Genomic DNA, 12,300 nt, shown 5'->3' with positions numbered 1-12,300 from the left:
GAGCAGGAGACATGCTCGATCGATTGAACGCGCAACTCGGGCGGCTGCGCGAGCACCCGTTCTACGCGGGACGCCTGCCGTCTCACGTAACGAGCACAGATGAGTTCGCCGCGCGCGTGCCGTTGATGTCGCGCGCGGAACTGGTCGCTGAAATGGGGCGTCCCGGCTATGGGGCGTTTGCGCCGCACGTGCCGCCTGTGCGCGTGCATCTCACGCCGATGGGCGCCGCGTTGGTGCCGATCCTGCACAGCGCCGCCGACCTGCGCGCAATCGACGCCGCGTGCGGCCAGCATCTCGACGCGTGCGGCATCGGCGCCGGCGACGTGTGCATGGTCACGTTCGGCTATCACCTGTTCGTCGCGGGGCTGTTCTATCAGAGCCAGATGGAAGCGCGCGGCGTCGCGTGCATTCCGCACGGTCCCGGCGAAACCGAACGCGCCGCCGACATCGCGCGCCGTTGCGGTGTGACGGTGCTGGCCGGCAATCCGTCGCATGCGCTCAAGCTGATCGAAGCGGGCTGTCCGCTGCCGCGCGTGTTTTTCGCGGGCGGCGAAGCATTCACCGGCAACGAAGCGTTATATCGGCGCGTGCGCGACGCAATGCCGGGCACACTGCTGATCGACAGCTTTTCGTTATCCGAATGTTTGCCGGTTGCACGGACCTTTCCGGGCGGCACCGGCGTGCATGTCTTCGATGAATTGCTGTACGCGGAAGTGATCGATCCCGAGAGCGGCACACCGGTCGCGCCAGGCGAGCGCGGCGAGCTCGTGCTCACGCATCTGAAGAAAGAACTGCAACCGCTCGTGCGCTATCGCACCGGCGACCTCACGGTACTGCGCGAGACCGAACCGCTATTCGGACGCACGGTGTCGTTGCCGCGCGTGGTGTTCGGCCGTGCCGACTCGATGCTGAAGATCAAGGGCGTCAAGGTTTATCCATCCGAGTTGCGCACGGTGCTGCTCGGCATCGACGGACTGAGCGGCGCATACCGGCTCGTGGTGTCGCGCAAGCCCAGCGGCGGCGATCACCTGAGCCTGCAGATCGAAGGCACGCCCGCGCCCGCCGCGCTCGACGCAGTCGCCGTGCGCTTCAAACAGCAGACCCTCATCAGCGCGGATGCCATCGAAGCGGTTGCGAAGCTCGACGGCACGCATCTCGTTACCGATCAAAGGAGCACAGCATGAGCAGTGAAGCGAACCGCACGCCCTGGCGTTTCATCGTCGGCCATCATAGCTATGCGGACTTTTCGATTTCGATTTCGCCGGCCGTGGAGCGCGCGGTGGCCGAAGGACTCGCGCCGCCCACCGTGTATCTGAACATCTTCAACGAAGACAGCATCACGATCGGCGTCAACGAAGATCCGCAGCAGGTGCTCGATCTCGCGTTCTGCCGCAGCAATGGTGTGCTGACGCGGCGGCGCGAGACCAGCGGCGGCGCGATCTATGCGGGCAAGGGCTCGGCGTTTCTCGCGCTCTACCTGCCCACCAGCGTGCCCGGCGTGCCACCCACCGCGGCGGTCGCGTTTCCGACGATCCTCGGCCATGTCGCGGACAGTTTGCGCGAAGTGTTCGATCTGTCTGCGTCGTATCGTCCGTTGAACGATGTCGAAATCGATGGTCGCAAACTGGTCGCGACGTCGTTGAAAATCGAAGGCGGCGTGCTGACGTTCCGCATTCTGCTGAACATCAAGGCGATCAACACCGATATCGCCGCGCAAGCGATGCCACTCGCGCCCGAGAAAACGCGCGACAAGAAGCACAAGGATATTGGCTCGCGCTACACGTTTCTGGAAAAGGAGCTGGATCGCTCGATCAGGCACGATGAATTGATCGCGTGGGTCGACGCGTGCATGCGCCGCGCGTTCGACGGCGCGCCGTTGCAGGGCGGTGGCACGCTGGTCGCGCATGAAGAAGCGTTGGCCCGGCAGTTCGCGAGCGAATTGACGAGCGATGCCTGGTTTAACGAAAAGAGCGAAGCCGTGCGTTATGGCCCGCTGATGCGCGTCGGCGACCGCATCGGGCGGGGCCGCGAAAAAGCGCCCGCGGGGTTGATCTGGCTGAGCCTGCTGGTGCGCGACGGTCTGGTGATGCGCGCGATCGTCAACGGCGACTGGCATCCACGGCCGATCCGCTCGGTCGATTGGCTCGAAGAAGGGTTCACCGGTTTGCCCGCCACGCGCGAGGCGTGCGAGCGCCACATCAACGCGTTTCTGCAACGTGAGGACGTCGAGTTCGCCGGTGTCGAAGCGGCGCATCTGTTGAAAGCGCTCGACCTTGCGCTGGCCAGTCTCGATCACGCGGAGGTCACGGCATGAGCGAGACCGCGTTGCTGTACGACGTCGATGCCGAAACCGGCATCGCGACACTGACGTTGAACCGTCCGCAGCAGAAGAACGCGCTGGACATGTCGATGCGCATCGCGTTGCGCGAGGCCGTCTACGCGATTCGCCAGGACCGCTCGATCCGCGCGGTCGTGCTATGTGGTGCAGGCCAGGACTTCTGCGCGGGCGGCGATTTGCGCGGCATGAACGTCGCGAGCGCGGAGGAGGGGCGCAATCGTCTCGACGATCTGCACGGCTGGGTCGCCATGCTGCTCGATCTGGACCGGCCGGTGATCGCCGCCGTCGACGGTGTCGCGTATGGCGCGGGTTTCAGTCTCACGCTGGCGGCGGACTTCGTGCTCGCGACGCCGCGCGCGCGTTTCTGCATGCCGTTCATGAAGGTCGGCCTTGTGCCGGATTGCGGCGCGTTCTACACGCTGCCGCGCGTCGTCGGGCTGGCTCGTGCGAAAGACCTGGTATTCACGGCGCGTGAGATTCAAGCCGAAGAGGCGCAGCGCATTGGGGCGGTATTCGAAATCGTCGAGCAGGACAGGCTGCGCGCACGAGCGACGCAGATCGCCGCCAGCCTCGCGGGCGCGTCGCCGGTTGCGTTCGGCCTCGCGAAGCGCGCGTTGAACCAGTCGCTCGGTGCGGATTTGCGCGCGATGCTCGACCTCGAATCGGCCGCGCAGGGCATCGCGTTCTCGACCGAATTTCATCGCGAAGCCGTGCAGCGCTTCAAGGACAAAACGACGCCGCTCTTCCAGTGGCCCCCCGCCTGAGCCCCTCATGACGATCGACTATCACACGCTGCGCAACTGGCCGTTCGAAGACATCGAGCAAACCTACACTCAACGCGACGCCATCCTCTATAGCCTCGGCCTCGGCTATGGCCACGATCCGCTCGATCCCGACGACCTGCCGTTCGTCTACGAGAAGGCACTGCGGGTGCCGCCGACCTTCGCCGTCGTGCTCGGCTATCCGGGCTTCTGGGCCCGGCATCCCGGCACCGGTATCGACTGGGTGAAGTTGCTGCATGGCGAGCAGCGGTTGCGGATTCACCGGCCGTTGCCGGCGGCGGCGACTATCGTCGGACGCTCGCGGGTCGCGCGCATCGTCGACAAGGGCCCGGGCAAGGGCGCGTTGGTGCTGATCGAACGCAGCGTCGTCGACAAAGCCAGCGGCGAGTTGCTCGCCACCGTCGAGCAGCTGAACTTCTGTCGCGGCGATGGCGGCTTCAGCGCGAACGGTCAGCCTTCCGACGAGCCGCTGCCCGGTCCGCCGCCGCTGCCCGAGCGCGCACCGGACGCGATCTGCGACTTGCCCACGCGGCCCGAGACGGCGTTGATCTACCGTCTTTCCGGCGACGACAATCCGCTGCACGCGGACCCGGCCGTCGCGCGCGCGGCGGGTTTCGAGCGGCCGATTCTGCACGGTCTCGCGACGTGGGGCGTGGCTGGCCACGCGGTGCTGAAGACCGCTTGCGCAGCCAAACCCGAGAAACTGGCGTCGCTGTACGCGCGTTTCACCGCGCCGGTTTATCCTGGCGAAACGATCCGCACTGAACTCTGGCTCGATGACGGCGTGGTGAATTTCCGCTCGCGCGTGCTGGAGCGCGACGTGCTCGTGCTCAACAACGGGCGCGCGGAATTGCAATGAGGCTTCGCTCAGCGTGCATTCGTCCGCGCGGGCCAGCCGCTTTTCATCGAATCGACAACCGCTCACAGGATTCACGATCATCATGTCCAGAACGCCCAAACCGCTGATTCGTTCGAATATCGCCTACAGCACGCCGGATCGCATCGTCGTGCGCGGCAAGGATTTGCCCAACGAAGTGCTTGGTCACATGAATCTCGGCGACTTCGCTTTTCTGCAACTGACCGGCAAGGCCGCGACGCGCGAGCAGTCCGCGATGTTCAACGCGATCCTGATCACACTGGTCGAGCATGGCATGACGCCGAGCGCGATTGCCGCGCGCATGACGTACGCGGGCGCGCCCGAATCGTTGCAGGCGGCCGTGGCGGCGGGATTGTGCGGGCTGGGGTCGGTATTCGTCGGCAGTATGGAGGGCGCGTGCCGGATGTTGTCGGAGGCGCTGCCTGATGCTCAGCACGACGCGCGGCAAGACGGCCAAAGCGGCGCCGCGCTAGCTGAGCTCGAACAGATCGCACGTGATACCGTCGCCGCCTATCGCGCACGCGGCGCCAGCGTGCCCGGTTTGGGGCATCCGCTGCATAAGCCGATCGATCCGCGTACGCCGCGTCTGTTCCAGCTCGCCGCGGAGAACGGCATGTCCGGCAAGTACGTGAAGTTGATGCAACTGATCGGCGCCGAGGCCGAGCGCGTGTCGGGCAAGTCGCTGCCGATCAACGCGACCGGCGCGATCGGTGCGATCTGTTGCGAGTTCGGTTTTCCGTGGCGCATCGTGCGCGGCTTCGGCGTGATGGCGCGCGCGATCGGCCTCGTCGGTCATATCATGGAAGAAGGCGAAAAGCCGATGGCGATCGAGATCTGGCAACGCATCGAGGACGAAGCGTCGGCCCATCTGCGCGAAGGCTGATCGTCAAGGGCCAATGGGCGAAACCAACCGCCCGCTCGCCCCGCGCCTTAAGCAAAACCAAAGGCCCGATTCGAAAATGCGAACTTCGCGGAACGCACCGCGTCGTTCATAGTAGGGCCTACAAGCTCAACACGCGTATCCGGAGACTTCGCCCATGTCCGCGGCCTCAGAGAAACTCGACGACTGGCTCAACAAGGAGGCGGTGACCGAAGACGACATCACCGCCTTTCCGCTGACGGCGCTGGCCGCCACGCTCGATCGCGAAGAAAGTGGCGATACGGTGCCGCCGTTGTGGCACTGGCTGTATTTTCTGCCGGTCGCGGCGATGGCCGAAGTCGGCGCCGACGGTCATCCGAAGCGCGGCGGTTTTCTGCCGCCGGTGCCGCTGCCGCGCCGCATGTGGGCGGGCGGCCGGCTGACGTTTCATGCGCCGCTCAAAGTGGGCGAGCGCGCCACGCGCACGTCGACCATCGCCAATATCGAGGACAAGACTGGCCGTTCGGGGCGCCTCGTGTTCGTCACCGTGCAGCACACGATCGAAGCGGGCGGCGAACTGAAGATCGACGAAGAGCACGACATCGTCTATCGCGACGCGCCGCAGGAAGGCGCGCGGCCGCAACAACCGCAACTCGCGCCGCAAGGCGAAACGTGGCGCCGCACGATCGACACCGACGCGGTGCTGCTGTTCCGCTATTCGGCGCTGACCTTCAACGGCCATCGCATTCACTATGACTACCCGTACGTCACGCAGGTCGAAGGCTATCCGGGGCTCATCGTTCACGGTCCGTTGATCGCGACGCTGCTCGTCGACCTCGTGCGCCGCGAACTGCCAGACGCCACGTTGCAAAGTTTCGCGTTCAGGGCGCTGCGTCCTACTTTCGCCGGGCAACCTTTCACCGTGTGCGGCCAGCCGTCGGCCGACGGCAAAACCATCGAGCTATGGGCCAAAGACCACGAAGGCTATCTGACCATGCGCGCGACGGCCGCGCTGGCCTGAACGTCGCTTGAATATCGGCTGAACTCCAAGAGATTCGACTATGCAAACCACGCAACAGGATTCGTTTCAGGACATTCGCGAAGCGGTGCGCGATCTGTGTCAGCAGTTTTCCGGCGAGTACTTCCGCAAGATCGATGAAGCACGCGGTTATCCGGAAGAGTTTGTCGACGCGCTCACGAAGGCCGGCTGGCTGGCCGCGCTGATTCCGCAGGATTTCGGCGGCTCGGGGCTGGGGCTCACGGAAGCGTCGGTCATCATGGAAGAGATCAATCGCGCCGGTGGCAACTCGGGCGCGTGTCATGGCCAGATGTACAACATGGGTACGCTGCTGCGCCACGGTTCGGAAGAGCAGAAGCGCAAGTATCTGCCGAAGATCGCATGCGGCGACTTGCGTCTGCAATCGATGGGTGTGACCGAGCCGACCACCGGTACCGACACGACGAAGATCAAGACCACCGCCGAGCGGCGCGGCGACCGTTATGTGATCAACGGACAGAAGGTGTGGATCTCGCGCGTGCAGCACTCGGACCTGATGATCCTGCTCGCGCGCACCACGCCGCTGTCCGACGTGAAGAAGAAGTCGGAAGGCATGTCGATCTTTATCGTCGATCTGCGTGAAGCAATCGGTCATGGCCTGACCGTGCAGCCGATTCTAAACATGGTCAATCACGAGACCAACGAACTGTTCTTCGACAACCTCGAAATCCCCGCTGAGAATCTGATCGGCGAGGAAGGGCAGGGCTTCAAATACATCCTCGACGGTTTGAACGCGGAGCGCACGCTGATCGCCGCGGAATGTATCGGCGACGGTTACTGGTTCGTCGACAAGGTCACCGAGTACGCGAAGGAGCGCGTGGTGTTCGGCCGTCCGATCGGCCAGAACCAGGGCGTGCAATTCCCGATCGCGCGTTCGTTCATCAACGTCGAAGCGGCCAGTCTGATGCGCTTCGAAGCGGCGCGTCGTTTCGATGCGCATCAACCGTGCGGCGCGCAGGCGAACATGGCGAAGCTGCTCGCGGCCGACGCGTCGTGGGAAGCCGCCAACGCCTGCCTGCAATTTCACGGCGGCTTCGGCTTCGCGTGCGAGTACGACGTCGAGCGCAAGTTCCGCGAAACGCGCCTGTACCAGGTCGCGCCGATTTCGACCAATCTGATTCTCTCGTACGTGGCCGAGCATATTCTCGGGCTGCCGCGTTCGTTCTGACATCCAGGCAGAAGGCTGACATGCACATGAGACCACTCGACGGTATCAAGGTCGTCACGCTCGAACACGCGATCGCCGCGCCGTTCTGCACGCGTCAACTCGCCGATCTCGGCGCGCGGGTGATCAAGATCGAACGACCCGGCGTCGGCGATTTCGCGCGCGGCTACGACGAGCGCGTGCATGGACTGTCGTCGCATTTCGTCTGGACCAATCGCTCGAAGGAAAGTCTCGCGCTCGATCTGAAGCAGCCCGAAGCAACGGAGATTCTCGACGCGCTGGTCGCCGACGCCGACGTGCTGGTGCAGAACCTCGCGCCCGGCGCGGCGGAGCGGCTCGGTCTCGGCTACGACGCGTTGAGCGCGAAGTACCCGAAGCTGATTGTTTGCGATATCTCCGGCTATGGAGCCGACGGCCCGTATCGCGACAAGAAGGCGTACGACCTGCTGATTCAGAGCGAATCCGGCTTTCTGTCGATCACCGGTTCGCCGGGCGCGCCCGCCAAGGCCGGCTGTTCGATCGCGGATATCGCGGCCGGCATGTACGCGTATTCGAACATCCTCAGCGCGTTGCTGTTGCGCGGCCGTACCGGGCGCGGCTGCCGCATCGACGTGTCGATGCTGGAGAGCATGGTCGAGTGGATGGGTTATCCGCTCTACTACGCGATCGACGGTCAGTCACCGCCCGCGCTCTCGGGCGCGGCGCACGCGACGATCTATCCGTACGGACCGTTCCCCGCCGGCGACGGCAAGACCGTGATGCTCGGACTGCAAAACGAGCGCGAATGGAAGCTCTTTTGCGAGCGCGTGCTCGAACAACCGGAACTCGCCATCGACGAGCGCTTCGCGTCGAACTCGAAACGCACGTCGGCGCGCGACGCGTTGCGCGAGGTGATCGTCGCAGCGTTTGCGAAGCTGAGCGCCGCGCAAGTGATCGAACGGCTCGATCAGGCCGGCATCGCCAACGCGCAAATGAATACGCTCGGCGACGTGTGGGCGCATCCTCAACTGAAAGCGCGCGAGCGCTGGCAGGAAATCGGCACGGCGGCGGGTAGGGTGCCCGCGTTGCTGCCGCCGGGTCTGCCCAGCGACTTCGCGCCGCGCATGGACCCGGTGCCCGCACTTGGTGAGCATACCGAAACGATCCTGCGCGAGCTCGGCTACGACAGCGCGCGCATCGACGCGCTGCGTGCGGCCGGCACGATCTGAACCTGTCTTTTCGTGCCGGCGTGTGAAGACGCCATGCCGGCAATCCGAACAAACCCCGAACGAACCCGACCCCCGCACGCTCATGAACGATCATCCCAGTCTCACGCTTGCCACCTTCGCCGCGCAGCTCGACTTCGACAGTATTCCGCACGCGGTGGTCGAGCGCACCGTCAATCTGTACGTCGACTGGCTCGGCTCGGCCCTGGCCGGTAAGGGCGCACGGCCCGTTGAAACCATTGCACGCTTCGCTCGCCAGGCGGCCGGCGCGACGCAGCAGGGGCCGTGTGAAGTGTTGATCGACCGCAGCCGCACCACGCCGTATTTCGCGGCGATGATCAACGGCGCGGCCTCGCACTTCGCCGAACAGGACGACGTGCACAACGGCTCCGTGTTTCACCCGGCGACGGTGGTGTTTCCGGTGGCGCTCGCGTTGGCTCAAGCCGCCCATGCGTCGGGGCGCGACTTCATCGCGGCGGCGGTCGCCGGTTATGAAGTCGGCATCCGCATCGGCGAATTTCTGGGCCGCTCGCACTACAAGGTATTTCACACGACGGGTACGGTCGGCACGATCGCTGCTGCGGCTACCGCCGGACGCCTGCTCGGTTTGTCGCCGACGCAGATGCTCGACGCGTTCGGTTCGGCCGGTACGCAAGCGAGCGGGCTGTGGGAGTTTCTGCGCGACGCCGCCGACTCGAAGCAATTGCACACGGCGATGGCCGCCGCCAACGGACTGATGGCCGCGCAACTCGCCGCCGATGGCTTCAAGGGCGCGACGCACATTCTCGAAGGGGCGAAGGGCATGGCGGCGGGCATGTCGAGCGACGCCGATCCGGCGCGCCTCGTCGACCGCCTGGGCAGCCGCTGGGCGACCGAGGAAACCTCGTTCAAGTATCACGCGGCGTGCCGTCACACGCACCCCGCCGCCGACGCGTTGCTCGCCGTGGTGCAGGAACATCGTCTCGCACCGCGCGACATAGCGAAGGTCGTCGCGCACGTGCACCAAGGCGCGATCGACGTGCTCGGCGCGGTCGTCACGCCGCGCACCGTGCATCAGGCGAAGTTCAACATGGGCACGGTGCTAGGGCTCGTCGCGCATCACGGCTATGCGGGCGTGACCGAATTCGAGCAGGGTTTCGACGCGGACGCCATTGCCGCGTTCCGCGACAACGTCACGATGGCTTTCGACGCCGAAGTCGATGCCGCGTATCCCGCGCGCTGGATCGGCAAGGTGACGGTGACGACCACCGATGGCCGCGTCTTCAACGGCCGCGTCGATGAACCGAAGGGCGATCCGGGCAACACGCTCTCGCGCGATGAGATCGCGACCAAGCTGCATCGGCTGGCGGCATTCGCGGGCGCGGCCACCGAAGGCGATGCGGCGCGTTTGCTCGGCAACGCATGGCATATCGCGGAGCAGACACAGGTCGGCTCGGTATTCGAAGCGACGGCGCACGCGACGGTGCCCGCATGAACGCCGCGCTGCCCCGGTCGTATCTGTTCGTGCCGGGCAACCGGTCCGAGCGCTTCGAGAAAGCGCACGCGGCCGGCGCGGACGCGGTGATCCTCGATCTCGAAGACGCCGTGCAGCCCGACGAAAAGGCGGCGGCGCGCATGGCCGTGCTGGCCGCTGTATCGGGCGGTGCATCACGGTCCGCGTGGGTGCGCACCAACGGCTCGGATACGGAGTGGTTTAGCGACGACGTTGCCGCGCTCGCGAGCCGGCCCGGCGTCGCCGGGATTGTGCTGCCGAAGGCCGAGACGCGCGAGCAGATCGACGCGGTGCTCGCGCACGCGCATCCGGCGTTGAGCGTGTTGCCGATCGTCGAGACCGCGCGAGGCTTTGCAAATCTCGCGGTGTTGTGCGGCGCGCCGCGCGTGCCGCGCATCCTGTTCGGCACGCTCGATTTTCAGATCGACCTCGGTATCGACGGCGACGGCGAGGAGTTGCATCTGTTCCGCTCGCAGATCGTGCTCGCGTCGCGGCTCGCGGGGATCGGCGCGCCGGTGGATGGCGTGTCGACCACCATCACCGACGCCGATGCTATCGAAGCCGACGCGCGGCGCGGCCGGCGCTTCGGTTTCGGCGGCAAGCTGTGCATTCATCCGAAGCAGATCGACGCGGTGCATCGCGCGTACGCGTGGACCGACGCGGAGCAGCAGTGGGCGCAGCGCGTGCTGACGGCGGTGGAGGCCAGCCATGGCGCGGCGGTGGCGGTGGACGGCAAGATGGTCGACATGCCGGTGATTCTCAAGGCTCGCAGGATCGTGGCGGGTTGATAAGCGAGTGCGATGCTTGGCGTTCGCCGGCCCGGAACGTGCAGGACAGATGTGCAAAACGGCGCAATGCATGGACATGCACTGCGCCGTTTTGCATTGGCCGTGCGTGGTCGGCGTCGTGCTTGGCCGCGTCGCCGTTAACCGCAACAAAACATCGGCTTCCAATAATGCCAATTCCCTCTCCGCGCCGGCTGTCGCACTCTTAGCGCTACACGACACGGCGACATTGACCCGTGTGATCCGGGACCCTGCGGCAGAGCCGTCGCATACAAAAAAGCGGCCACGCGACACTGTTTTGCGCAAGCGGACCACCGCGTGCGGCCTTTCAGGAAGGAGACAAAGTTTGGCAACCGTCACAGTCAATTCCGGCGCGCGGCTCGACCGCCTGCCTATCACCCGTTTCCATTGGAACATTCTCGGCCTGATCGGCGCGGGCGCTTTCCTCGACGCATTCGATATCTATCTGGCCAACGGCGCGCTCGCGGCGATGGTCAAGAGCGGCTTCACCGATTTGCGGCTCGGCTCGTTCTTCATTTCCGCGACCTTCATGGGCATGATGATCGGCGCCGGTCTGTCGGGCTATCTCGGCGACCGCTTCGGCAGGCGCTATTCGTATCAGGCGAACCTCGCGATCTTCGGCGTCGCGTCTCTTGCCGCGTGCTTTGCGCCGAACATCTACTGGCTGATCCTGCTGCGCTTCATCATGGGCGTGGGGCTGGGCGCCGAACTCGTGGTGGCGGCGGGCACGCTGTGCGAATTCGTGCCGCCCGCCACACGCGGACGCTGGACCGCGCTGCTCGCGCTGATCATCAACTCCGGTTTGCTCGGCGCGACCGCGATCGGGTACTGGGTGATTCCGCATCTCGGCTGGCGCTACATGTTCGCGATTGCGGGGCTCGGTGCGTTGATCGTCTGGTTTCTGCGGCATCGGATGCCGGAGTCGCCGCGCTGGCTCGAAACGGTCGGGCGGCTCGACGAAGCCGAGGCCACGGTGTCGGCGATCGAGCGGCAAGTCGAAGCGCGCGTCGGCAAGTTGCCGCCAGTCGCACGCGTGGTCAGTCACGAGGTGCCGGCCGCGCCGTTCTCGGCGCTGTTCGCGCGCGGGATGATTGGCCGCACGCTGGTGGCGGCGTTGACCTGCATGGCGATCAACATGTCGCTGTATGGATTCGTCGCGTGGCTGCCGACGTTCTTCGTGAAGGAAGGGCTGACGATCGTGCAGTCGCTCGGATTCGTGCTGCTGATGTCGTTCGGTGCGCCGGCCGGCGCGGTGGTCGGTTATCTCGTGACCGACCGGCTCGGGCGTCGCAATGGCATCGTGCTGTTCTCGCTCGTGACGATTCTGCTCGGCTTCGTGTACGTGCAGATGCGCTCGCCGGCGGCGATCTCGGTGGTGGGCTTCGCGTTGGTGACGGCGATCTATACGGTCTGCACGCTCGGACTGTTCGGTTATATCCCGGAGCTGTTCCCGACCGCGCATCGGTTGCGCGGAACCGGTGTCGCGGGAACGTGCGGACGCGCGGCGTCGATGTCCACGCCTTACGTCGCATTGCTGCTGTACACGCGATTCGGTGTGACCGGCGTGCTGACGATGGTCGGCGGCGTGTTGCTTCTGCTCAGCGTCGCGATTCTGGCGCTGCGGATCGAGACCAGTCAGCAGACGCTGGAGGATATCTCTCCCGATGCCGATTTGACGCCGCGTGGCGAGTTGATCGAGAAATCGGCGTAGCGGTGCGA

11 protein-coding genes are annotated in these 12,300 nt (G+C 65.1%); all 11 read left to right on the top strand.

Annotated features, from left to right (window positions below; all coding sequences use genetic code 11):
• Positions 1-11 precede the first annotated feature (11 nt).
• The 11 genes from BGI01S_RS27560 to BGI01S_RS27510 all read left to right on the top strand — a co-directional run bounded on the left by BGI01S_RS27560 (position 12) and on the right by BGI01S_RS27510 (position 12,292).
• On the top strand, positions 12-1,184 hold the full coding sequence (locus tag BGI01S_RS27560) for a phenylacetate--CoA ligase family protein (RefSeq protein WP_042329571.1): 1,173 nt from the start codon (positions 12-14) through the stop codon (positions 1,182-1,184).
• Positions 1,181-2,314 (top strand): lipoate--protein ligase family protein, encoded by a 1,134-nt coding sequence (locus BGI01S_RS27555; protein WP_042329570.1) that lies wholly within the window; start codon positions 1,181-1,183, stop codon positions 2,312-2,314. The genes BGI01S_RS27560 and BGI01S_RS27555 overlap by 4 nt, the downstream gene beginning before the upstream one ends.
• Entirely contained in the window at positions 2,311-3,102 is a 792-nt protein-coding gene (locus BGI01S_RS27550; protein WP_042329569.1) for an enoyl-CoA hydratase/isomerase family protein, read from the top strand. Before BGI01S_RS27555 ends, BGI01S_RS27550 begins: the two co-directional genes overlap by 4 nt.
• A gap of 7 nt (positions 3,103-3,109) precedes the next feature.
• Positions 3,110-3,979, top strand: coding sequence for a MaoC/PaaZ C-terminal domain-containing protein (locus tag BGI01S_RS27545; RefSeq protein WP_042329568.1), 870 nt, complete (start codon positions 3,110-3,112; stop codon positions 3,977-3,979).
• An 82-nt stretch (positions 3,980-4,061) separates the two neighbouring features.
• Positions 4,062-4,880 carry a citryl-CoA lyase gene (locus BGI01S_RS27540; RefSeq protein ID WP_042329567.1) on the top strand — a complete coding sequence of 273 codons (819 nt, stop codon included), beginning with the start codon at positions 4,062-4,064 and terminating at the stop codon, positions 4,878-4,880.
• A gap of 154 nt (positions 4,881-5,034) precedes the next feature.
• On the top strand, positions 5,035-5,877 hold the full coding sequence (locus BGI01S_RS27535) for an HTD2 family dehydratase (RefSeq protein ID WP_042329566.1): 843 nt from the start codon (positions 5,035-5,037) through the stop codon (positions 5,875-5,877).
• 40 nt (positions 5,878-5,917) lie between these two features.
• Positions 5,918-7,081: an acyl-CoA dehydrogenase family protein gene (locus BGI01S_RS27530; RefSeq protein ID WP_042329565.1), complete on the top strand. Its 1,164-nt coding sequence runs from the start codon at positions 5,918-5,920 to the stop codon at positions 7,079-7,081.
• Between the two features lie 26 nt (positions 7,082-7,107).
• Positions 7,108-8,286, top strand: coding sequence for a CaiB/BaiF CoA transferase family protein (locus BGI01S_RS27525; protein ID WP_042329588.1), 1,179 nt, complete (start codon positions 7,108-7,110; stop codon positions 8,284-8,286).
• Between the two features lie 82 nt (positions 8,287-8,368).
• Positions 8,369-9,757 (top strand): MmgE/PrpD family protein, encoded by a 1,389-nt coding sequence (locus tag BGI01S_RS27520; protein ID WP_042329564.1) that lies wholly within the window; start codon positions 8,369-8,371, stop codon positions 9,755-9,757.
• Positions 9,754-10,563, top strand: a complete 810-nt coding sequence (locus BGI01S_RS27515; protein ID WP_042329563.1) for an HpcH/HpaI aldolase/citrate lyase family protein — start codon at positions 9,754-9,756, stop codon at positions 10,561-10,563. The genes BGI01S_RS27520 and BGI01S_RS27515 overlap by 4 nt, the downstream gene beginning before the upstream one ends.
• Positions 10,564-10,906: 343 nt before the next feature.
• On the top strand, positions 10,907-12,292 hold the full coding sequence (locus BGI01S_RS27510) for an MFS transporter (RefSeq protein WP_042329562.1): 1,386 nt from the start codon (positions 10,907-10,909) through the stop codon (positions 12,290-12,292).
• Positions 12,293-12,300 lie beyond the last annotated feature (8 nt).

This window comes from Paraburkholderia ginsengisoli NBRC 100965, from assembly GCF_000739735.1.
Lineage (GTDB): Bacteria > Pseudomonadota > Gammaproteobacteria > Burkholderiales > Burkholderiaceae > Paraburkholderia > Paraburkholderia ginsengisoli.
Note: the sequence above shows the minus strand (reverse complement) of the source record. Positions and strands in the feature narration are given on the sequence as shown.